At 69.1% G+C, this 22016-nt stretch carries 20 protein-coding genes and 1 pseudogene; 8 read left to right on the top strand and 13 right to left on the bottom strand.

The window, feature by feature from the left end; genetic code table 11:
- Positions 1–49: 49 nt before the first annotated feature.
- The 3 genes from mctP to ACFU8Q_RS22275 all read right to left on the bottom strand — a co-directional run bounded on the left by mctP (position 50) and on the right by ACFU8Q_RS22275 (position 2971).
- Entirely contained in the window at positions 50–1687 is a 1638-nt protein-coding gene (gene mctP / locus ACFU8Q_RS22285; RefSeq protein WP_384456652.1) for a monocarboxylate uptake permease MctP, read from the bottom strand.
- Positions 1684–1938, bottom strand: a complete 255-nt coding sequence (locus tag ACFU8Q_RS22280; protein ID WP_351256559.1) for a DUF3311 domain-containing protein — start codon at positions 1936–1938, stop codon at positions 1684–1686. Before ACFU8Q_RS22280 ends, mctP begins: the two co-directional genes overlap by 4 nt.
- Before the next feature lie 268 nt (positions 1939–2206).
- On the bottom strand, positions 2207–2971 hold the full coding sequence (locus ACFU8Q_RS22275; protein WP_384456662.1) for a GntR family transcriptional regulator: 765 nt from the start codon (positions 2969–2971) through the stop codon (positions 2207–2209).
- Positions 2972–3250: 279 nt separating this feature from the next.
- Between ACFU8Q_RS22275 and ACFU8Q_RS22270 the strand changes: the two genes are divergently transcribed.
- The 4 genes from ACFU8Q_RS22270 to ACFU8Q_RS22255 all read left to right on the top strand — a co-directional run bounded on the left by ACFU8Q_RS22270 (position 3251) and on the right by ACFU8Q_RS22255 (position 7986).
- A complete protein-coding gene (locus ACFU8Q_RS22270) occupies positions 3251–4534 on the top strand; it encodes an extracellular solute-binding protein (protein ID WP_384456648.1) in 1284 nt (427 codons plus the stop codon).
- 87 nt (positions 4535–4621) lie between these two features.
- Complete coding sequence (locus ACFU8Q_RS22265; protein WP_384456645.1) at positions 4622–5608, top strand: carbohydrate ABC transporter permease; 987 nt, start codon at positions 4622–4624, stop codon at positions 5606–5608.
- On the top strand, positions 5605–6435 hold the full coding sequence (locus tag ACFU8Q_RS22260; protein ID WP_384456642.1) for a carbohydrate ABC transporter permease: 831 nt from the start codon (positions 5605–5607) through the stop codon (positions 6433–6435). The genes ACFU8Q_RS22265 and ACFU8Q_RS22260 overlap by 4 nt, the downstream gene beginning before the upstream one ends.
- 9 nt (positions 6436–6444) lie before the next feature.
- On the top strand, positions 6445–7986 hold the full coding sequence (locus tag ACFU8Q_RS22255; protein WP_384456639.1) for a glycoside hydrolase family 3 protein: 1542 nt from the start codon (positions 6445–6447) through the stop codon (positions 7984–7986).
- 339 nt (positions 7987–8325) lie between these two features.
- Here the strand turns inward: ACFU8Q_RS22255 and nagB are convergent, their stop codons facing one another.
- Positions 8326–9111 carry a glucosamine-6-phosphate deaminase gene (gene nagB / locus ACFU8Q_RS22250; RefSeq protein ID WP_384456636.1) on the bottom strand — a complete coding sequence of 262 codons (786 nt, stop codon included), beginning with the start codon at positions 9109–9111 and terminating at the stop codon, positions 8326–8328.
- Between the two features lie 703 nt (positions 9112–9814).
- On the opposite strand from nagB, the gene ACFU8Q_RS22245 reads away from it, so the two are divergent.
- Positions 9815–11281 (top strand): histidine kinase N-terminal domain-containing protein, encoded by a 1467-nt coding sequence (locus ACFU8Q_RS22245; protein ID WP_384456659.1) that lies wholly within the window; start codon positions 9815–9817, stop codon positions 11279–11281.
- 177 nt (positions 11282–11458) lie between these two features.
- Here ACFU8Q_RS22245 and ACFU8Q_RS22240 read toward each other — a convergent pair whose 3' ends face one another.
- A complete protein-coding gene (locus tag ACFU8Q_RS22240; protein WP_003953983.1) occupies positions 11459–11716 on the bottom strand; it encodes a WhiB family transcriptional regulator in 258 nt (85 codons plus the stop codon).
- 318 nt (positions 11717–12034) lie between these two features.
- A complete protein-coding gene (locus tag ACFU8Q_RS22235) occupies positions 12035–13003 on the bottom strand; it encodes a diacylglycerol/lipid kinase family protein (RefSeq protein ID WP_384456634.1) in 969 nt (322 codons plus the stop codon).
- Positions 13004–13213: 210 nt separating this feature from the next.
- Between ACFU8Q_RS22235 and ACFU8Q_RS22230 the strand changes: the two genes are divergently transcribed.
- Complete coding sequence (locus ACFU8Q_RS22230) at positions 13214–13618, top strand: hypothetical protein (RefSeq protein WP_384456655.1); 405 nt, start codon at positions 13214–13216, stop codon at positions 13616–13618.
- A 108-nt stretch (positions 13619–13726) separates the two neighbouring features.
- Here the strand turns inward: ACFU8Q_RS22230 and ACFU8Q_RS22225 are convergent, their stop codons facing one another.
- From ACFU8Q_RS22225 to ACFU8Q_RS22215, 3 genes are all read right to left on the bottom strand, one after another.
- Positions 13727–14626, bottom strand: a complete 900-nt coding sequence (locus tag ACFU8Q_RS22225; protein WP_384456631.1) for an RNA polymerase sigma factor SigF — start codon at positions 14624–14626, stop codon at positions 13727–13729.
- 50 nt (positions 14627–14676) lie between these two features.
- Positions 14677–15090 carry an anti-sigma regulatory factor gene (locus ACFU8Q_RS22220; protein WP_148839137.1) on the bottom strand — a complete coding sequence of 138 codons (414 nt, stop codon included), beginning with the start codon at positions 15088–15090 and terminating at the stop codon, positions 14677–14679.
- A gap of 230 nt (positions 15091–15320) precedes the next feature.
- The gene (locus ACFU8Q_RS22215; protein ID WP_384456628.1) at positions 15321–15581 is read right to left on the bottom strand and encodes a UBP-type zinc finger domain-containing protein; all 261 of its coding nucleotides are present in this window, start codon (positions 15579–15581) and stop codon (positions 15321–15323) included.
- Between the two features lie 35 nt (positions 15582–15616).
- On the opposite strand from ACFU8Q_RS22215, the gene ACFU8Q_RS22210 reads away from it, so the two are divergent.
- Positions 15617–17221, top strand: coding sequence for a Na+/H+ antiporter (locus tag ACFU8Q_RS22210; RefSeq protein WP_384456623.1), 1605 nt, complete (start codon positions 15617–15619; stop codon positions 17219–17221).
- 56 nt (positions 17222–17277) lie between these two features.
- Here the strand turns inward: ACFU8Q_RS22210 and ACFU8Q_RS22205 are convergent, their stop codons facing one another.
- The 4 genes and pseudogenes from ACFU8Q_RS22205 to ACFU8Q_RS22190 all read right to left on the bottom strand — a co-directional run bounded on the left by ACFU8Q_RS22205 (position 17278) and on the right by ACFU8Q_RS22190 (position 20391).
- Positions 17278–18174: a 1-aminocyclopropane-1-carboxylate deaminase/D-cysteine desulfhydrase gene (locus tag ACFU8Q_RS22205; RefSeq protein ID WP_384456620.1), complete on the bottom strand. Its 897-nt coding sequence runs from the start codon at positions 18172–18174 to the stop codon at positions 17278–17280.
- A gap of 53 nt (positions 18175–18227) precedes the next feature.
- Positions 18228–18617, bottom strand: a pseudogene (locus ACFU8Q_RS22200) (N-acetylmuramoyl-L-alanine amidase); the annotation flags it as partial.
- A gap of 2 nt (positions 18618–18619) precedes the next feature.
- Complete coding sequence (locus ACFU8Q_RS22195; protein WP_384456618.1) at positions 18620–19816, bottom strand: globin domain-containing protein; 1197 nt, start codon at positions 19814–19816, stop codon at positions 18620–18622.
- A 125-nt stretch (positions 19817–19941) separates the two neighbouring features.
- Positions 19942–20391, bottom strand: coding sequence for an RrF2 family transcriptional regulator (locus ACFU8Q_RS22190; RefSeq protein WP_384456615.1), 450 nt, complete (start codon positions 20389–20391; stop codon positions 19942–19944).
- 189 nt (positions 20392–20580) lie between these two features.
- On the opposite strand from ACFU8Q_RS22190, the gene ACFU8Q_RS22185 reads away from it, so the two are divergent.
- On the top strand, positions 20581–21987 hold the full coding sequence (locus ACFU8Q_RS22185) for a family 2B encapsulin nanocompartment shell protein (protein ID WP_384456611.1): 1407 nt from the start codon (positions 20581–20583) through the stop codon (positions 21985–21987).
- Positions 21988–22016: the final 29 nt, after the last annotated feature.

Here is a 22016-nt window from a genome sequence, read left to right as displayed (position 1 = left end):
CCGCTGGAGGGGGCTCGACGGGCCGTCCGTGCGGCTGTGGGAGCGGCCGTCAGTGGCCGCCGCCCGGCGCCCCTGCCGTGGCCGGCGGGAGCTCCACCTGGACGCCCTTGTCGCCCGCGTCGGCCGTGTAGTCGGCCGGCGAGGTCTCGTCGACCCCGGCGGGCGCCTTCACGGCGTTCAGGACGAAGGTGAGCACCACGGTCACCACGGCGTTCAGCACGAACGCCGTGAGACCGATGTAGCCGATCTCGCCGATCCCCGGGATCTCCTTGGACGAGCCGCCGAAGTGCGCCTGGGTCGGGCTGGCGACGCCGTACGCGGCCACCGTCCCGTACACCATGCCGACCGCCCAGCCCGCGAGCAGCGCCCAGCGGTGGAACCAGCGGGTGAACAGGCCGCCGACCAGGGCCGGCATCGTCTGCAGGATCCAGATCCCGCCGAGCAGCTGGAAGTTGATCGCGACCGTCTTGTCCATGGTGAGGACGAAGGCGAGCGCGCCGACCTTCACCAGCAGCGACACCAGCTTGGAGACCTTGGTCTCCTGCTCCGGGGTCGCGTCGGGCTTCAGGAAGTCCTTGTAGATGTTGCGGGTGAAGAGGTTCGCCGCGGCGATCGACATGATCGCGGCAGGCACCAGCGCGCCGATGCCGATGGCGGCGAACGCGACGCCCGCGAACCAGTCCGGGAACATGTTCTCGAACAGCTGCGGGATGGCCAACTGGCCGTTGTCGACCTTGATCCCGGCGGCGATCGCCATGAAGCCGAGCAGCGCCAGGAGGCCCAGCATCAGCGAGTACAGCGGCAGGATCGTGGTGTTGCGCCGGATCACATTGCGGCTGCGGCTGGAGAGCGTCGCCGTGATCGAGTGCGGATACATGAACAGCGCCAGCGCCGAGCCCAACGCCAGGGTGGCGTAACCCCATTGGCCCGCCTCGCCCGGCGCGAGCGCGCCGCGCGGCTTGCCGGTCGCCGGGTTGGTCTGCGAGAACGCCTCGCCTGCCTTGGCGAAGATGTTGTCGAAGCCGCCGAGCTTGATCGGGATGTAGATGATCGCCACCGCGATGACCAGGTAGATCAGCCCGTCCTTGACGAACGCGATCAGCGCGGGCGCCCGCAGACCGGACGAGTAGGTGTACGCGGCGAGCACCGCGAACGCGATCAGCAGCGGCAGGTCCTTGATGAACCAGTGGGTGTTCTCACCGCCGCCGACGCCCATCACGTCCAGCACCGCCTGGATGCCGACGAGTTGGAGCGCGATGTAGGGCATCGTGGCGAGGATGCCCGTGACGGCGACCGCCAGCGAGAGCCCCTTCGAGCCGAAGCGTCCGCGGACGAAGTCCGAGGTGGTCACGTAGCCGTGCTTGTGCGAGACCGACCAGAGCCGCGGCAGGAAGGTGAAGATCAGCGGGTACACGAGGATGGTGTACGGCACGGCGAAGAAGCCGGCCGCGCCCGCCGCGTAGATCGCCGCGGGCACGGCGACGAAGGTGTACGCGGTGTAGAGGTCGCCACCGAGCAGGAACCAGGTCACCCAGGTGCCGAACGACCGTCCGCCCAGGCCCCATTCGTCGAGGCTGGCCTCGTTCTCGGCCTTGCGCCAGCGTGCCGCCAGGAAGCCCATGACCGTGACGGCCACGAAGAAGAAGATGAAGACGCCGAGAGCGACGCCGTTCACGCCGTCCTTCATGCTGACGCACCCCCCTTGCGGGCGCGCTGGTCACGCTGCCACAGCTTGTACGCGATCATCGTGAGCGCGGTGGAGATCAGCACCCAGAGCATCTGGTACCAGTAGAAGAACGGAATGCCGATGAAGGTGGGGTCCACCTTCGCGTACGAACTCACCCAGAGCATCGCCACGAACGGCGCGATGAGACAGAGGGCAATGACCACGCGCACCGGTGTGACGGTCGGTGGTTTTCCTTCTGGGTCTGCTGACATGCGGCGACTCCGTCCCCTCGCTGATCACCTGGTGTAATGCGCAGGAAATCTAGGGGAGGCTTCCGGTCACCGTCACCCCCTGTCCGCATTGCGGTCCGGCAACGGTCCCGTGAGTGGGCTCGAATGTTCGGAATATTGCCAAACGTACGAGAGTTGGTCCGGGCCAGGGCGTGCGAACGGCCCCTGTGGAGTGGCGGATTCCACGGGGGCCGATGTGGCTGTGCGTACGGAGTGCGGTGACCGGGAGCAGTCGGTCGCCGCGGCGGGTTCAGTCCGTCGGCCGCTTAAGGCGGGCCACGAACTTGTACCGGTCGCCGCGGTAGACCGAGCGCACCCACTCCACCGGCTCGCCCCGTCCGTCCAGCGAATGCCGCGAAAGCATCAGCATCGGCAGGCCCACATCCGTACCGAGCAGCCCGGCCTCGCGCGGGGTGGCGAGCGAGGTCTCGATGGTCTCCTCGGCCTCGGCCAGCCGTACGTCGTACACCTCCGACAGTGCCGTGTAGAGAGAGGTGTACTTCACCAGTGAACGGCGCAGCGCGGGAAAGCGTTTGGCCGAAAGGTGGGTGGTCTCGATCGCCATCGGCTCCCCGCTGGCGAGCCGCAGCCGCTCGATCCGCAGCACTCGGCCACCGGTCGTTATGTCGAGCAGCCCGGCGAGCGTGTCGTCGGCCGTGACATAACCGATGTCCAGCAGCTGGGACGTCGGTTCCAGTCCCTGTGCGCGCATGTCCTCGGTGTACGAGGTGAGCTGGAGGGCCTGGGAGACCTTCGGCTTGGCGACGAAGGTCCCCTTGCCCTGGATGCGCTCCAGCCGACCCTCGACGACCAGTTCCTGGAGGGCCTGGCGCACGGTGGTGCGCGAGGTGTCGAACTCGGCTGCCAGGGTCCGCTCGGGGGGCACGGGAGTGCCCGGCGGCATGGTGTCCGTCATCTCCAGGAGATGACGCTTCAGCCGGTAGTACTTCGGTACGCGCGCCGTCCGCGTGGTCGCGCCCGTCTCGTTCTCCGTACTGCCCCCGTCGGCACCCATGGCCCGCCTTCCCGACTGCTGTGTTGCTGCCGTCACCGGCTCCTCCGTCTGTCGCGGCTCACATGGTGGCACGGTCCCGTCACGGGACGTCGCCCTCCCTTAGATGTCGGTCCTATAACGGACGCGAGTGCACTTCTTATACACCCTTGACACCCCTAAAGGTCTAGGCCAAGCTCCCGGTACTGGTCTAAACCATTAAAGACCAGGTCCAGCCCCAGCAGTACTCGTCGAATGTCTTCGCGGTGGGCGGGGTTGCAGTATCCCTGAGGAGGGTTTGGCGTGAAGCGCAAGCTCATCGCGGCGATCGGCGTCGCGGGCATGATGATCGGCCTGGCGGCGTGCGGGTCCGACGACGGCGGCAGCGACAGCGGTAAGAAGACCGGCCCGGACAGCTACAAGGGTGAGACCCTCACCGTCTGGGCCATGGACGGCTCCACGCCTCCCGGCTGGACCAAGGACCTGACCGCGGCCTTCAAGAAGAAGACCGGCGCCACGCTGAAGTTCGAGACCCAGAAGTGGGACGGCATTCAGCAGAAGATCACCACCGCGCTCTCCGAGTCGACCCCGCCGGACGTCATCGAGGTCGGCAACACCCAGACCCCCGCCTACGCGGCCACCGGTGGCCTCTCCGACCTGAGCGACCTCAAGAAGGAGATCGGCGGCGACTGGACCGAGTCCCTCAACCAGTCCTCGGTCTTCGACGGCAAGCAGTACGCCGCCCCGTGGTACTTCGCCAACCGCGTCGTCATCTACAACAAGAAGGTCTGGGCCGACGCCGGCATCAAGGACACCCCGAAGACCCGTGACGAGTTCTTCAAGGACCTCGACGCCATCAAGAAGAAGGGCAAGGCCGAGCCGATCTACCTGCCCGGCCAGAACTGGTACTTCTTCGACGGCCTGACCATCGGCCAGGGTGCCGACCTGGTGAAGAAGGAAGGCGACAAGTACGTCTCCAACCTCTCCGACCCCAAGGTCACCGCGGCCATGGAGCTCTACAAGAAGTACCAGTCGTACTCCAAGGCCCCCAAGGACAAGGACGAGGCCACCCCGCAGCAGGCCGAGGTCTTCGCCAAGGGCAACGTCGGTGCCTTCATCGGCATGGGCTGGGAGGCCGGCACGGCCATCGCCGCCAACAAGGCCATCGAGAGCGACATCGGCTACTTCACCATCCCGGGTGAGACCGCCGAGAAGCCCGAGGGCGTCTTCCTCGGCGGCTCCAACTTCGCGGTCGCCGCGGGCAGCAAGAAGCAGGACCTCGCCAAGGAGTTCCTGAAGCTCGCCCTGTCCGACCAGTTCGAGGGCCAGCTGGCCAAGGAGAACGGCGTCATCCCGAACAAGGAGTCGCTCAACTCCAACCTGACCGGCAACGGCGCCGCCGAGGCCGCCGCCCCGGCCGCCTCCGCCGGTGGCACCACCCCGCTCATCCCCGAGTGGGCCGCGGTCGAGAACGCGCCGAACCCGATCAAGAGCTACATGACCTCGGTGCTGAACGGCAAGAGCCCCGAGGATGCCGCCAAGGCGGTCGAGGCCGAGATCAACAAGCGTCTCTCGCAGAAGAGCTGATCGCACGCGCCGGGGGACGGGGACCGACCGCCCCCCCGGCGCGCCCGCGTGTCTTGAACGTGTACGGCCCAAGAAGAGATGGCGAGCATGTCAGTGCAGACCGAACGAGTGGACTCGGTCCCGGCAGCCGGTGTCCGCAAGGATGACGCGCCTCCCGGCGGCCCAGCCGCCTTGCGAACGAAGCGGGGCTCAGGCTCGGCCCCGTACCTGCTCCTCCTGCCCGCACTGCTCGCCACGGCGCTGCTGCTGGGCTACCCACTGGTCAAGAACGGCATGCTGTCGTTCCAGAACCTCAACCCGCGCCAGCTGATCCAACACCTGACCGAGTGGAACGGCGTCGACAACTACAAGGAGGTCCTCGGCAGTTCGGACTTCTGGAAGGTCGTCGAACGTTCGGTCTTCTTCACCGCCGCCAACGTCGTCCTGATCATGCTGCTCGGGACGCTGGTCGGCCTGCTGCTCGCCCGCCTCGGCAAGAAGATGCGCCTGCTGCTCATGCTGGGCCTCGTCCTCGCCTGGGCCATGCCGATCATCGCCGCGACCACGGTGTACCAGTGGCTGTTCGCCCAGCGCTTCGGTGTCGTCAACTACGTGCTCGACAGCCTCGGCTGGCACTCGATGGCCGACTACAACTGGACGAGCAGCCAGTTCTCCACCTTCTCACTGGTCACCCTGGTGATCGTCTGGCAGTCCATCCCGTTCGTGGCGATCAACCTGTACGCCGCGTCCACGACGATCCCCAAGGAGCTGTACGAGGCCGCCTCGCTCGACGGCGCCGGGACCTGGAAGAGCTTCACCTCGGTGACGCTCCCGTTCCTCAAGCCGTTCCTGCTGGCCACGACGTTCCTCGAAGTCATCTGGGTCTTCAAGTCCTTCGCCCAGCTCTTCGCCATCAACGGCGGCGGCCCCGACCGGCTCACCGAGACCCTGCCCGTCTACGCCTTCGTCGAAGGTGTCGGCAACCAGCACTTCGGCATGGGTGCCGCCATCTCGTTCCTGACGATCATCGTCCTGCTGGCGTTGACCGGTTACTACCTGCGCACGGTACTGAAGCAAGAGGAGGACGAGCTGTGAGGCGCTCACTGTTCGGCCGGATCTGGCCCAACGCGACGGCTGTCGTCCTCTTCATAGGCTTCGCCTTCCCTGTCTACTGGATGTTCAGCACGGCGTTCAAGCCGACCGGCGACATCATCACCGACACCCCGGTGTGGTTCCCGACCGACATCACCTTCGAGCACTTCAAGAAGGCTGTCCGGGCGGACCACTTCTGGACCCTGGTCGGGAACTCGTTCACCGTCACCCTGATCTCCGTGGCTGCCTCACTCGTGATCGCGCTGCTGGCGTCCTTCGCGATGGCGCGCATGCGCTTCAAGGGCCGGCGAGGCATCCTGCTGACCTTCATGGTCGCGCAGATGGCGCCCTGGGAAGTCATGGTCATCGCGGTCTACATGCTCGTCCGCGACACGGACATGCTGAACAGCCTGGTCCCGCTGACGGCCTTCTACATGATGATGGTCCTGCCCTTCACGATCCTGACGCTGCGCGGCTATGTTGCCGCCGTGCCCAAGGAACTGGAGGAGTCGGCCATGGTCGACGGCTGCACCCGCCCCCAGGCCTTCATGAAGGTGATCCTGCCGCTGCTCGGCCCCGGCTTGATGGCGACCTCGCTCTTCGGCTTCATCACCGCCTGGAACGAATTCCCGCTCGTCCTCATCCTCAACAAGGACATCGAGTCGCAGACCCTGCCGCTGTGGCTCTCCCAGTTCCAGACCGCGTTCGGTGACGACTGGGGCGCGACCATGGCCGCCTCCTCGCTCTTCGCGATCCCGATCCTGGTCCTCTTCATCTACCTGCAGCGCAAGGCCGTCAGCGGTCTCACCGACGGCGCCGTGAAGGGATAACACCGCTCCATGTCCACCCTTGTATCCACCACGGACACCGTCACCCGCGACGCCCTCGCCGTCCTGCAGCCCGGATTCACCGGTACCACTGCACCGGACTGGGTGCTGCGCCGGGTCGACGAAGGCCTCGCCTCCGTCGCCCTGTTCGGCCGAAACATCCGGACGCCGGAGCAGGTCGCCGCGCTCACCGCCCAGCTCAGGGCCGGGCGCGACGACCTCCTCGTCGCGATCGACGAGGAGGGCGGGGACGTCACCCGCCTGGAGGTGCGCACCGGCTCCTCCTTCCCCGGTAACCTCGCGCTCGGCCACGTCGACGACGTGGCGCTGACCCGCGCGGTCGCCCAGGAACTGGGCCGCCGGCTGGCCGAGTGCGGCGTCAACCTCAACTGGGCGCCGTCCGCCGACGTCAACTCCAACCCGGGCAACCCGGTCATCGGCGTGCGGTCCTTCGGCGCCGACACCCAACTCGTGGCCCGGCACACCGCCGCGTACATCGAGGGCCTCCAGGCCGCCGGAGTCGCCGCGTGCACCAAGCACTTTCCCGGGCACGGCGACACGGCGATCGACTCGCACCACGCGATGCCGCGCATCGACGTGGACCTGGAGACGCTGTACGCGCGTGAACTGGTGCCCTTCCGGGCCGCCATCGCCGCGGGTTCCAAATGCGTGATGAGTGCGCACATCCTGCTGCCCGCTCTCGACCCCGACCGCCCCGCGACAGTGAGCCCACGGATCCTCACCGGTCTGCTGCGCGAGGAGTTGGGGTACGACGGCCTGATCGTCACCGACGCCGTGGAGATGCAGGCCATTGCGGCGACGTACGGCATCGAGCGGGGCTCCGTCCTCGCGATCGCCGCCGGGGCCGACGCCCTCTGTGTCGGTGGCGGGCTCGAGGACGACGGCACGGTGCAGCGGCTGCGTGACGCGCTGGTGGCAGCGGTGCGCAGCGGTGAGCTCGCCGAGGAGCGGCTCGCGGACGCGGCCGCACGGGTACGCGCCCTCGCGTCCTGGACGCAGGGGGCCAAGAGGGCCGGTTCGGAGTCGGGTTCGGCAGCGCAGGAGGGGACCGCGCCCGGCGCCGGAGTCGGCTCCGACATCGGCCTGGTCGCCGCCCGCCGCGCGGTGCGGGTGACCGGCTCCGCGGGGCCGCTGACCGAACCGGCGTACGTCGCGGCGTTCACCTCCGCCTCGAACATCGCGGTCGGCGACGAGACGCCCTGGGGTGTCGCGGCGGAGCTGGGCCGACTGGTGCCGGGCACGGAGACCGACACGTACAGCAGCGAGACCGAGGCACCCGTGGCCGCCTTGCTGCGGGCCGCGGGGGAGCGGCGCATCGTCGTGGTCGTCCGCGACGTCCACCGTCACGCCTGGACGGCCGAGGCCATCGACGGCCTGGTGGCGCAGCGCCCGGACACGGTCGTGGTCGAAATGGGCGTCCCGCAGGCGGCCCCCAGGGGCGCCCTGCACATCGCCACCCATGGCGCGGCCCGCGTGTGCGGCCTGGCGGCAGCGGAGGTCATCGCCGGGGGCACGGAAGCCCGTGGGGCCTGAGCTCCGAGGCCCGGAAGCGGGGCGTGACGCGGAACGAGGGGCCACGTCACACCCGCCTCCGGCCGATCAAGCCCGTCACACCGGCCTCGGGTAATCCGTTCCCGTCACACCGGCCTCGGGCAATCCAGTCCCGTCACACCCTCCTCCGGCCAATCAAGCCGGTCCGGCGATCGAGGACAAAACTCGTCTCCCCGGTAGGGATGCCTCCCCGTCACCCGGGGGCCGAATCAAGCCCGTCCGGTGTTCGAGGGCAGAGCAGTCCCCGGACACGCCACGGCACACGAGAGGGCCGGGACACCCACCACGGGTCCCCCGGCCCTCTCGCCGCGTCCGGGACGACTACAGCCCCTGCCACAGCGGCTTCGCCGCATACGTGGCGCGGAAGTAGTCCGCCAGCCTCAGCTTCGACGCCGCGGCCTCGTCCACCACCACCGTCGCGTGTGGGTGCAGCTGCAGCGCGGACGCGGGCACGATCGAGGCCACCGGCCCCTCCACCGTCTGCGCCACGGCGTCCGCCTTGCCCTCGCCGGTGGCGAGCAGGATCGGGTGGCGGGACTCCAGGATGGTGCCGATGCCCTGGGTGATCACGTGGTGCGGTACCTGCGTGATGTCGTTGTCGAAGAAGCGCGCGTTGTCGATCCGGGTCTGCTCGGTGAGCGTCTTGATCCGGGTGCGGGACGCGAGCGAGGAGCACGGCTCGTTGAAGCCGATGTGACCGTCAGTGCCGATGCCGAGGAGCTGCAGGTCCACCCCGCCGGCTTCGGCGAGCGCCTTGTCGTACGCCTGGCAGGCGGCCAGGACGTCCTCGGCGGAGCCGTCCGGGCCCATGAAGGACGCCTCGGACAGGCCGAGCGGTTCGACGACCTCGCGCAGCACCACGGAGCGGTAGGACTCGGGGTGGCCCGCAGGCAGCCCGACGTACTCGTCGAGCTGGCAGATGCGGGCGTGCGAGGCGTCCACGGCGCCGGAGCGGACCTTGGCCGCCAGCGCCTGGTAGATGGGCAGCGGGGTAGAGCCGGTGGCAACGCCGAGAAGGGCGTCGGGCTTGCGGCTCAGCAGTGCGCCGATGGCCTCTGCGATGAGTTCGCCGCCTGCCTTGGCGTCCGGGACGATGACAACTTCCACGCGGGGCCTGCCGATCTGAGGAGTCGAGTCAATGTGGTATAGACCAATCGTGGTCCAATCTAGCAGAACCAGGTAACACGGACATGGCAGCCTTGCCCGTCCCGGCCGCACTTTGCCGACAGGTGCCCGTCCGTCATGTTTTTTGCCGGGGGAGGCAAGCGGCCAGGCCGATCCCGTCCGGCCAGATGCCCGAACAGGATGCGGCGCTGCGCCGCATCCTCGGCCGGGGCGCGCCCGGGCTCGACGAGGAGGTCGCCGGGATCGCGTAGGGCGTCGAACCGGACCTCCGGGACACCCTGGTCGTCGCAGCGGGCACCTCCGGCGGCGACCCCTGCCCGGCCCCGTGGAAACACCCGCGGGCCGCGGCGCCGGGACGGGACCCTCGGCCCGTTCGGCGCCGCAGCCCGGAGTCGGACCGGCCATCGCCTGGGCGTCGGACGGTCCGCTCGGCCGGCGGTGTGCGGTGCCCCCGGCCGGGGAGAGGCGCCTGCGCGGTCAGGGCAGAGAGCGCGGGTGCCTCGATCCACTCTCCTGTGCGGGGAGAGCGGAAGCTCTGTCTTGAGCATTGTGGACTAGACCATTCGCCCATGTCCATCCGTAGGAGCACCGCAATTTCCGGTGCCCGTACTCCTTGCACGTACGGCCGGGCCGCTCGGTTCGAAACCCGTACCCGTCCGCGGGTACGCTCGCACACGTGCCCTCCATGAACGACCTCGTCCGCCAGCACACAGCCCTCAGTGACACCGACCTGGAGTGGTTGCATCTGCTGGTCTCGGAGTGGCAGCTGCTCTCCGACCTCTCCTTCGCGGACCTCGTGCTGTGGGTCCCCACCCGCGACGGCACCCGCTACGTCTCCGTGGCCCAGATGCGGCCCAACACCGGCCCCACCTCCTATCAGGACGACATGGTCGGCCACCTGGTACCGCGCGGCCGCCGTCCGCTGCTCGACGCGGCGCTGGACGAGGGCCGGATCGTGCGCGAGGGCGACCCGGAGTGGCGCGAGGAGGTTCCGGTACGCGTCGAGTCGATCCCCGTACGCCGTGAGGGCCGGGTCCTCGGGGTCATCGCCCGCAACACCAATCTCCTGACCGTACGCACGCCGTCCCGGCTGGAGCTCACCTACCTCCAGTCGGCCTCCGACCTGGCCCAGATGATCGCCGCCGGGACCTTTCCGTTCCCCGGCCAGCAGGTCGACATGGACGCGTCGCCGCGCGTCGGCGACGGGCTGGTCAGGCTCGACGCCGACGGGGTCGTCCAGTACGCCAGCCCCAACGGCCTCTCCGCGTACCACCGCCTCGGCCTCGCCTCCGACCTGGTCGGCCAGCACCTCGGCGGGATCACCGCCGAACTGGCCCCTTCCCGCGGCCCGGTCGACGAGGCCCTGGTCAAACTCGCCAGCGGTTACGCGCCCCGCGAGTTCGAGGTCGAGTGCGCGGGCGGGGTGATCCAGCTCCGGGCGATCCCGCTCAAGCCCAAGGGGGTCCGGATCGGCTCCCTGGTCCTCCTCCGGGATGTCACCGAACTGCGCCGCCGCGAGCGGGAGTTGATTACCAAGGATGCCACCATCCGGGAGATCCACCACCGGGTGAAGAACAACCTCCAGACCGTCGCGGCCCTGTTGCGGCTCCAGGCCCGCCGGATGGACTCGGCGCAGGGCCGCGAGGCGCTCAACGAGGCGGTACGGCGCGTCGGTTCGATCGCCATCGTCCATGAGACGTTGTCCCAGAATCTGGACGAGCGAGTGGAGTTCGACGAGATCGCCGACCGGGTCATCGCGATGGTCGCCGAGATCTCCCCGGGCAAGGTCACCTGCCGCCGTACGGGCCGCTTCGGCATACTCGACGCCGAGGTGGCCACACCGCTCGCGATGGTGCTCACCGAAGTTCTGCAGAACGCCCTGGAGCACGCGTTCACCCTCGCCGAGTCCGGCACGGTGGAGGTGTCGGCGGTACGCGGCGGCTCCTCCGCCGAGACGCGGCTGCTGATCACCGTTCAGGACGACGGCTGCGGTCTGCCCGAGGGTTTCGACCCGCAGCGCGCCGGCAATCTGGGGCTCCAGATCGTCAGGACGCTGGTGGAAGGCGAGTTGGGCGGGAGCTTCGGGATGGTCCCGGCCCCCGAGCGCGGCACCCAGGTCGTCCTCGACATTCCGGTCCGCGCCCATAAGTAGCCCCGCCGGCCGACCGGCCGACGCGAACACAGCAGTGAGCCCGGACCGTCGATCACGGTCCGGGCTCACTGTTCATGCATGCGCTTCGGGGGTACTGCGCGCTGCGACTCGGGGGGCGGGGTTGTGCGTACGCTCTGTACGCGCCGCCTGGCTGAGGCTCGTAGCGGTGGCGTCGGATCAGGCGCTGGCGTTACGCGCCCGGTTGCGAGCCGCACGGCGCTTCATGGCGCGGCGCTCGTCCTCGCTGAGGCCACCCCAGACGCCGGAGTCCTGGCCGGACTCGAGCGCCCACTGCAGGCACTGCTCCATGACGGGGCAGCGACGGCAGACGGCCTTGGCTTCCTCGATCTGCAGCAGCGCAGGACCGGTGTTGCCGATGGGGAAGAACAGCTCGGGGTCTTCCTCACGACAAACGGCGTTGTGACGCCAGTCCATGGCTGCTACCTCTCCTTGGTATTACATCAGTTGCTTGTGAATGTGAACGCTTTCACGAATCCCCCCGCAGATGAAGGTCCGACGCCCAGATGAACTGGTTGTGGTCCTGTGCAGTGAGGAGGGGTTCTGGCTCTCAGTGGAGGCCGTTGTTGCGGGCCGTCCCGATCGCCATGTAGAGATTCGCAAACCTCAGCGGCGGATACAACCCCTTCTGGAAAGTTTTTTTTGATTCCTCGGTGTCGACTAGGTCACAGCCGTACTTCTATGGGGTGGAGTCCAGCCCAAACGTTCGAGTTAAAGGACTTTGGTCTCTTCTACTCACACAATCACACGCAGTGCACGGCGTACGCCTGTGAACGTCACGCTGGTACGCACTCCCAAGTGGTCGCCGTCCATCTGGAAGGGGAGTGGAGCCTTTGAATGCAAGGTGAAGTCCGTGAGGTCATGAAGTGAAACGGCATGCTTGCCGCGAGGGCCCTTGTCGGGGCTCGAAGTGAGCAGCTGGGTGCCGTAGCGCGCGACCGCCGGTGTGGACAGCCGCTTCAGTCCGAGCACGTCCAGACCGGTGTCGAAGGTGGCCTTCGGGGACGCGTACATGGGGCGATTCCCCAGGTAGGTCCAGGGGGCCGTGTTGGAGATTATCGACAGCGCGAGGTCGGTGACCGGTTCCCGCCCGGGCGTCTCCAGTGTCATCAGCCCGTGCCGCCGGTGCGGCTCCTCCAGGAATTGCCGGACCACCTGACGTACGTACAGCGCATGCGTCGACCGCTTGCCGCGTTCGCGCTGCTGTTCGACCCGGCCGACCACGCCCGCGTCGAATCCGAGCCCGGCGCAGAATGTGAACCAGCGCTCGGGGACCGACTCGTCCTCCGTGCCGGGGGTGCCGGCCGCCAGCCCGAGACCGACCGTACGTTCGGTGCGGTTGGCGAGTGCGTCCAGGATCGCGCCGGTCGCCTCCACGGCGTCGTTGGGCAGGCCCAGGGCACGCGCGAAAACATTGGTGGAGCCGCCGGGAACCACCGCGAGGCTCGGCAGCTTGTCCAGGTCGGGGCCGTTGTGGAGCAGACCGTTGACCACCTCGTTGACCGTGCCGTCGCCGCCCAGGGCGACCACCAGGTCGATCTCTTCGGAGTCCGCGGCCTGCCGCCCCAGGTCCCGGGCGTGGCCCCGGTACTCCGTGGTCACGGCCTCCAGCTTCATCTCGCTGGCCAGCGCGTGAATGAGCACGTCACGCGTCCGCGCACTGGTGGTGGTAGCAGCTGGATTGACCACGAGAAGTGCGCGCATGACGGCCAGACTACCTACCGCGCGGTATCGCACTGAAGTCCTGCCCCATGACCTTCACGCTCGGTGACGGCCCGGGCGCGTTCCCACCCCGGCTTCGCTTTCGCGGCGCCGGGATGCCAACCTGCAAGGGTGAGTACTCAGCAGAACACGCCCTCCTCGTCGTCGCCCTTGCCGTCGGTCGAACCGGCGAAGCCGAGCAGGATCACGCTCGTGGCCGGACTCACCGCCCTGGAGGGAGCGGCGCTCGTCCTCGGCGGGGTCTACATGCTGGTCATGGGGCTGCTCGGCCGCCCCGAGAGCCCGCAGCAGGCGGAGATGGGCGGCCTCACGCTGATCGCGCTCGGCCTGATCCCGCTGATCGCCACGCGTGGCCTGCTGCGGCGGCGCAGCTGGAGCCGCGGCCCCGCGCTCATCACCCAGATCATCGCGCTCCCGGTGGCCTGGACGCTGCTGAGGTCCCACGGTGCGCTGATCCCGGCCGGGATCGTCCTCGCCGCGGTGGTCCTGACCGCGCTCTACCAGCTGGTCAGGCCGACGACGATCGACGCACTCGGCATCCGCCGCCCGGGCGCCTCCTCGGAGGCCACGTCCGGCGGCACCACCCCGGACGCCTGAGCCGGGGCCCGGGAGGCGGTCCTCGGGCGCCGTCGACCGCCCCGGGGCGCGCGTACCGCACGGGCGTGACGCTCCCGCTCTCCCGCGCGCTCGTATCGGCCCTTCGCGCTACTCCTCGACGAGCAGCCGCTCGCGCAGCTGCGCCAGTGTGCGGGCCAGCAACCGCGACACGTGCATCTGCGAGATGCCGACCTCCTGCGCGATCTGCGACTGGGTCATGTTGCCGAAGAAGCGCAGCAGCAGGATCCGCTTCTCGCGCGGCGGCAGGTCCTCCAGCAGCGGCTTGAGGGACTCCCGGTACTCGACGCCCTCCAGCGCCTCGTCCTCGGAGCCCAGCGTGTCCGCGACCGCCGGGGACTCGTCGTCCGTGTCCGGCACGTCCAGCGAGAGCGTGCTGTACGCATTGGCCGATTCCAGGCCCTCCAGGACCTCTTCCTCGGAGATGCCCAGCCGCTCCGCCAGCTCGTGCACCGTCGGCGAGCGGCCGTGCTGCTGGGAGAGCTCGGCGGTCGCCGTGGTGAGCGAGAGTCGCAGTTCCTGGAGCCGGCGCGGCACCCGGACCGCCCAGCCCTTGTCGCGGAAGTGGCGCTTGATCTCGCCGACGACCGTGGGCGTCGCGTACGTCGAGAACTCGACGCCGCGGTCCGGGTCGAACCGGTCGACCGACTTGATCAGGCCGATCGTGGCGACCTGGGTCAGATCGTCCAGCGGCTCGCCGCGGTTGCGGAACCGGCGGGCCAGGTGTTCCACGAGCGGCAGATGCATCCGCACCAGCTGATTGCGCAGCTCCGCCTTCTCGGGCGACCCGTCGGGAAGCTCGCGCAGTTCGATGAACAGCGCCCGCGCCCCGCTGCGGTCGTGTGGATCGTGGTGCCCGTGCTCGCTCATCTGGCCTGCCCGCTCCGCCTGCGACTGCTCCACCGCGATCGTACGGCCCGCAGGCCCGTCCGCCCCGTCCTCCGGATGGGGCAGGGCCTGCTGCTCCGGGATGCCTGCTGCGCGCACCACCCCTGGTCGCATCGTCTCGTCCCGCACAGGACCGTCCCCGTTCCCGTTGCTCACGCCGGCCCGGGTCCCGCGCCGCGCTGTTTGTACAGGCTGATGCTGACCGTACGGTCATCGGCCACCGAGGAGTCGACCTTTCCGGCCAGTGCGGAGAGCACCGTCCAGGCGAAGGTGTCGCGCTCCGGCGCCCGGCCGTCCGTCGTCGGCGCCGACACCGTCACCTCGAGAGAATCCTCGACGAGCCGGAAGACGCAGCTGAGGACGGAGCCCGGCACGGCCTGCTGAAGCAGGATCGCGCAGGCCTCGTCGACCGCGATGCGAAGATCCTCGATCTCGTCGAGGGTGAAGTCCAAGCGCGCTGCGAGACCGGCCGTGGCCGTACGCAGCACCGACAGGTAGGCACCCGCAGCGGGCAGCCGGACCTCTACGAAGTCCTGATTCCCGGGCTCGCCTGCGATCTGGGACACCCTCACCTCCAAGGTGGCACAAACTCTTTCGAGGATCCGGGAAGGGTGCCCCGGAGCCATGCGGTACGTCTTCGGTTCTGGCCCGGTGACGCTATCGCGATCCATGATGCCGTGTCGCCAGGCCCCAACCCATGACTGTCACTCATGGTAAGCCCATGAGTACACACAGTGGGTAGGGGTCTGCGGTGGTCAATTACGAACAACCGGCGCCGGTTTGACGTACCCAGACCTCAGACGATCGAACCGTCCTCGAAGCACCAGCGCCAGCTCTCGCCCGGTTCGAAGCTCCGCATCACCGGATGGCCGGTCTCCTTGAAGTGCGCCGTGGCGTGCTGCAGCGGCGACGAATCGCAGCAGCCGACATGGCCGCAGGCCAGACAGAGCCGCAGCTGCACCGGGTGGCTGCCCGCCGCGAGGCAGCCGAGGCAGGTCTCGCTGAGCGGAGCCGGTTCGGGTCGCGGCAGCTCGGACACGTGCGGGCATTCACTCATGATTGTCAGGTTACGACGGATGCGAGGACCGTGAAATGGACGCATTGCCGCTGGTGGCACTGGTCGCTGTCAGTGCGGCTGTGGCGGGGGCCGCCCGCCGCACCCCCGTACCTGCCCCCCTACTGCTGGTCGCGGCGGGGCTGATCGCCTCGTATGTGCCCGGGGTGCCGACGTACACCCTGAACCCGCACGTCGTGCTGCCGCTGCTGCTGCCGCCGCTGCTCTACACGGCGGCCGTCGACAGTTCGTACCTCGATCTGCGGGCCAATCTCCGGCCGGTCGCACTGCTCTCCGTCGGTTACGTCCTGTTCGCGACCGTCGCGGTCGGGTGGTTGGCGTACCGTCTCGTGCCCGACCTGCCGCTCACCGCGGCGCTGGTGCTCGGCGCGGTCGTCGCTCCGCCGGACGCGGTCACGGCTGCCGCGATCGCACGCCGGGTCGGGCTCCCCGGCCGCGTCACGACGATTCTGCAGGGGGAGTCCCTGGTGAACGACGCCACCGCGATCACCGCCTACAGGGTGGCGCTCGCAGCCGCCGTCGGCGAGGGCATGAGCTGGGCGGCCGGGATCGGAGAATTCTTCCTGGCCGCGGTCGGCGGCGTCGTGGTCGGCCTGGCGCTGATGGTGCCGCTGCACTGGCTCCGTACGCACCTCAAGGAAGCCCTGCTGCAGAACACGCTGTCGTTGCTCATCCCCTTCGTGGCGTACGCGGCGGCCGAACGCGTGCACGCCTCCGGCGTGCTCGCCGTGGTCGTCGTCGCGCTCTATCTGGGCCACCGGTCCTGGCAGGTCGACTTCGCGACCCGGCTCCAGGAGGCGGCCGTCTGGAAGATGGTCGCGTTCATCCTGGAGTCCGCGGTCTTCGCGCTGATCGGACTCCAGCTGCCCTTCGTACTGAAGGGGCTCGGGACGTACGCGGTGGCGGACGCCCTCTGGTACGCGCTGGCCGTGTTCCTCGCCGTCGTCGTGGTCCGCTTCCTCTGGGTCTATCCGGCGACGTACCTGCCCCGGTGGCTGTCCAGACGGATCAGGTTGCGCGAGCCGGAGACGAACTGGAAGGCGCCGCTGATCGTCGGCTGGGCCGGGATGCGCGGGGTCGTGTCGCTCGCCATCGCCTTCTCCATCCCGTTCGTCACCTCCGACGGGCACGCCTTCCCGGCCCGCAACCTGGTGCTGTTCCTGACCTTCACCACCGTCATCGGCACTCTCGTCGTCCAGGGGCTCAGCCTGCCGCTGCTGGTGCGCGTCCTGAAGCTGCCGGGACGCGACGCGACGGCGGAGACACTGGCCGAGGCGCAGGCGCAGAGCGAGGCGTCCACGGCGGCCGAGACACGCCTGGAGGAGCTGCTCACCGACCGGCGCAACTCTCTGCCGGGACCGCTCACCGACCGACTCCGCACCGTCCTGGAGCGCCGCCGCAACGCCGTGTGGGAGCGGCTGGGCGCGGCCAACCCGCTGACCGGGGAGTCGGCGGACGACACGTACCGGCGCCTGGCCGGGGAAATGATCGACGCCGAGCGCGAGGTCTTCGTACGGCTGCGGGACGAGCGGCAGATCGACGACGAGATGCTTCGCACCCTGCTCAGACGGCTCGACCTGGAGGAGGCGGCGGCCTACCGGGAGGAGTCGGAGGCGCCTTGAGGATGTGGCTTCGGCGCATGGGCTCATAAGGAGCGCATGTGCCCATGAGGGGATGACTACGGGCGGCCTGTGATGACGGCCGCGACCGTGGTTCCCGCAGGGAACGCGCCCTCCTCGGCCAGTGTGGTGAGCGCGTAGAGCAGCTTGGCGACGTAGAGCCGCTCGACGGGCAGCCCGTGCCGCTGCTCGAAGTCGTCCGCGAAGGCGTGCAGCTGCGGCGTCGTACGGGCGTAGCCGCCGAAGTGGAAGCGTTCGTCCAGGGACCACGACCCGGCCGGTCCGCCGAAGGCCTCGTGCTGCAGTTCCCGTACCGCGTCGCCGAGGAAGCCGCCGCGCAGCACCGGGATGCCGAGGGCGCGCTGCCCGGGTGCGAGACCGGCGGCGAGACCGGCGAGCGTGCCCCCGGTGCCGCAGGCCACCGCCACCACATCGGCACGGCCGCGCAGTTCGTGGCCCAGCTCCGTACAGCCCTGTACGGCCAGGGCGTTGCTGCCGCCCTCCGGGATGACGCAGCACTCCCCGAAGGAGCTCAGCAGCCCCGCCAGGACCTCTGGATCGGCCTTCGCGCGGTAGGTCGTACGGTCCACGAAACGCAGGGTCATCCCGTCGGCGGCGCATCGGGCGAGCGAGGGGTTGAGGGGGCGGTCGGCCAGTTCGTCACCGCGCACGACCCCGACGGTGGGGAACCCGAGCAGGCGGCCGGCGGCTGCGGTGGCCCGCAGATGGTTGGAGTACGCGCCGCCGAAAGTCAGCACGGTGCGCCCCGCGGCGGTCCGCAGGTTGGGGGAGAGTTTGCGCCACTTGTTGCCCGGAAGATCGGGGTGGATCAGATCGTCGCGCTTGAGCAGCAGCCGTACGCCACGGCGTGCGAAGCGGTCGTCCTCGGCCGGTTGCAGGGGCGAGGGGAGTGCCGGCCGCAGGCGGGAGAGGTCGAGAGCTTCGGAAGGGGGCATGCCGCAATTGTCGCCGTGCGGTGGCGTGCCGTGCGGAGGGGCGCGGGCGCGGGTCACTTCAGGGGGTTGTGGACCCGGTTCCTCATGGAGTCCATCGAGAAGCCGCGGGGGTCGACCTTGCCGGGCATCCACTCCTTGTGGCCGATCACCGAGCGGGAGGTCCAGCCGTGGTGACGGCAGATCGGGGCGGCGGCCTTGTCGACGGCTTCGAGCCGGGTGGCGGGCCAGGGATCCTCGCCGTCGCCGGGATTTTCGCACTCGAAGCCGTAGAAGCGTCTGTTTCCGTCGGTATTGGTCTCGTTGGCGGACGGGAGGCGCTTCTCGGCGACGACGGCGCGCGGTACGTCGTCGTCGCCGAGCCCGGCATGGTTGGCCCTGCCGTAGCCGACCAGGTGGACCGTGCCGTCCTTGGCGATCACTCCGTGGCGGAGCGGGCCCGGCAGGCTCAGTCCTGGGCGAGCCACAGGTCGGGGCCGAACACCTCGTAGTGGATGTCGGCCGCGGGGACGCCCTGGGCCAGCAGCTGGGTGCGTACGGCACGCATGAAGGGCAGCGGACCGCAGAGGTAGGCGTGGGTGCCGGGGGCGATGGTGAGACCGCTCAGGTCGACTCGTCCGGTGCGGTCGGCGGGGTGGCCGGGCTCCGGGTCCTCGTACCAGAAGTGGGCGGTGGCGTCGGGGAGTTTGCCGGTGAGCTGGGCGTGGTCGGTGCGCATCGCGTGGTCGGCGGGGGAGCGGTCGCCGTGCACGACGGTGACCGGGGCGCGGTGTCCGGTCGCCGCGAGGTGTTCCAGCATCGAGAGCATCGGGGTGCAGCCGATGCCCGCGGAGGCGAGCAGGAGCGGGGCGTCCGAGGAGTGGAGCACGAGATCGCCGTACGGGGCGGAGACCCGCAGCCGGTCACCGGCCCCGACTTCGGTGTGCAGGTGACGGGAGACCTCGCCGTCGGGCGAGCCGTCGCCGTGCACCCGCTTGACGGTGATCGAGCGCAGCGTTGAGCCGGGGGCACTGGAGAGGCTGTACTGGCGAATCTGGCGGGCCCCGTCGGGGAGTTCCACCTGTACGGAGACGTACTGGCCGGGGCGGAAGTCGGGGGCGGCCGCGTTGTCGGCCGGGCGGAGCTGGAAAGTGGCGACATCGGTGGTCTCCTCGATCCGGGCGGTCACCTCCCACTCGCGCCACACATCGCCGGCGACGACGCCCTGTTGTGCGTACAGCCGCTCCTCGATCGAGATCAGCGCGCCCGCCATCAGCCAGTAGACCTCGTCCCAGGCGGCGGCGACGTCCGGGGTGACCGCGTCGCCGAGCACCTCGGCGATGGCGGCGAACAGATGGGTGTGCACGATGTCGTACTGCGCGGCGGTGACGCCGAGCGAGGCGTGCTTGTGGGCGATCCGGCCGAGCATCACGTCGGGGCGGGTGTCCGGGTGCTCGACCAGTTGGGTCGCGAAGGCGGCGATGGAGCCCGCGAGGGCCTGACGCTGGGCGCCGGACGCCTGGTTGCCTCGATTGAAGAGGTCGCGCAGCAGCTCGGGGTGGGCGTCGAAGAGCTTGCGGTAGAAGAGATCGGCGATGTCTCCGATGGCCGCTCCCACGGCGGGGAGGGTGGCACGGACGGTGGCGGTCGACGACTCGGAGAGCATTGGTGACTCCTGACCTTTAATTGGTATGTGAGATTCGTATTTTTGGGCAGCGAGAAGCGGGGCGGTGGTGCACGTGGTGCGGAGGATGTGGGGTGGGCGGAGGTGTGTGGTGGTTCGGTCCCGGCTCAGTCGGCGCCCGGGCGGCCCCTGCTGATACCGATCAGCAGCGGTCCGGTGGGGGAGGCGACGAGTTCGGAGACGGTGATCGGATCGAGCGAGGCGTAGAAGGCCTCCTCCGCCTGGCGCAGGGCGCCGCGCAGCCGGCAGGCCGAGCGCAGGGGGCAGGGTGTGGTGCCCTCGCATTCGACGACGTCACCCGGCCCCTCCAGTTCCCGGACGAGTTCGCCGATCGAGGCGGACCGGCCGGCTCCGGTGAGGCTGAGCCCGCCGCCGCGGCCCCGGCGTGCCTCGACGAGGCCGAGGTGCTGGAGCTTGGCCACGACCTTCGCGGCGTGGGTGTACGGCACCTGCATGGTCGCCGCCACCTCCCGGGTGGTCGGCGGGTCCTCGTTCTCCACGACGGCGAGGCGCATCAGTACGCGCAGCGCCACGTCGGTGAATCTCGTCAGCCGCATGACGGTCACGCTAGATAATTTGCATCGATGATGCAAATTAACGGTGCTCGCGGGCACCGGATGGGTGTTGCCGAGCGTCGTGCCCAGCCCAAAGCCCGAATAGTCACACTCTTTTGTGTAATGGCGTGGCGACTCTCCGTGCTGAAAGGCTTCTTCGCGCAGGTCAGCCGATGATCGAGAGGACGTCAGATGTCCGTTGGTGAAGAGGTTCAGAACGCGCCGGTGCCGCCGCAGCAGAGTCTGGGCACGGCGGCGGCGCGGAACCTCGCGACGACCACCAAGTCCGCTCCGCAGATGCAGGAAATCACCTCACGGTGGCTGCTGAAGACGCTGCCATGGGTGCAGGTGCAGGGCGGCACGTACCGGGTGAACCGCAGGCTGAGCTACTCGGTGGGGGACGGCCGGGTGACCTTCGTGCAGACGGGTGACCGGGTCTCGGTCATCCCCGCCGAGCTCGGAGAGCTTCCCGCCCTGCGGGAGTTCGGCGACGAGGAGGTGCTCGGTGAGCTGGCCCGCCGGTGCGAGCAGCGCGACATCGCCGCCGGCCAGGTGCTGGCCAACTCCGGGGACGCGGCGGACCGCGTCTTCCTGCTGGCGCACGGCAAGGTCCAGAAGGTCGGCACCGGTCCTTACGGGGCCGAGACGGTGCTCGGGGTCCACGCCGACGGGGCCTACTTCGGCGACCAGGCCCTCATCGACGGCGACGCCGTATGGGAGTACACGGCCCGTGCCGTCACCGCCTGTACGGTGCTGACGCTGCGCCGGGCCGATGTGCTGAACCTCGCCGAGCGCGCGGAATCGCTCCGCGCCCATCTCGCCGGGCTGCTCAGCATCCCGGAGCAGCGCACCAACAAGTACGGCGAAGCGGAGATCGACCTCTCCGCCGGCCATGTCGGCGAAGCCGTCGTCCCGCACACGTACGTCGACTACGAGGCGGCGCCACGCGAGTACGAACTGAGCGTCGCCCAGACCGTGCTGAAGGTCCACAGCAGGGTCGCCGACCTCTACAACCAGCCGATGAACCAGACCGAGCAGCAGTTGCGGCTCACGGTCGAGGCGCTGCGTGAGCGCCAGGAGCACGAGCTGATCAACAACCGGGAGTTCGGCCTGCTCAACAACTGCGACTACGGGCAGCGCCTCCAGCCGCACGACGGGGTGCCCAGCCCCGACGACATGGACGAACTGCTCTCCCGTCGCCGCGGCTCCAAGCTCTTCCTCGCCCACCCGCGGGCCATCGCCGCGTTCGGCCGCGAATGCAACAAACGCGGTCTGGTGCCGGAGAGCGTGGACGTCGGGGGACACCACGTGCCGGCCTGGCGGGGCGTGCCGATCTTCCCGTCCAACAAGATCCCGGTCACCGACGCCCGGACCACGTCGATCATCTGCATGAGGACGGGTGAGGCGGAGCAAGGCGTCATCGGGCTCCAGCAGACCGGCATCCCGGACGAGATCGAGCCCAGCCTGTCGGTCCGCTTCATGGGCATCGACGAGCAGGCGATCATCTCATACCTGGTGACGGCCTACTACTCCGCGGCCATCCTCGTACCGGACGCCCTCGGCGTACTGGAAAACGTCGAGGTCAGCCGCTGGCGGTAGCCGCTCGGGGGCCCGGACGGCAGAGTCCG

The sequence above is a fragment of the Streptomyces sp. NPDC057543 genome (assembly GCF_042801895.1).
Lineage (GTDB): Bacteria > Actinomycetota > Actinomycetes > Streptomycetales > Streptomycetaceae > Streptomyces.
The sequence above is the reverse complement of the archived record's forward strand: the minus strand, read 5'-3'. Positions and strand labels throughout refer to the sequence as shown.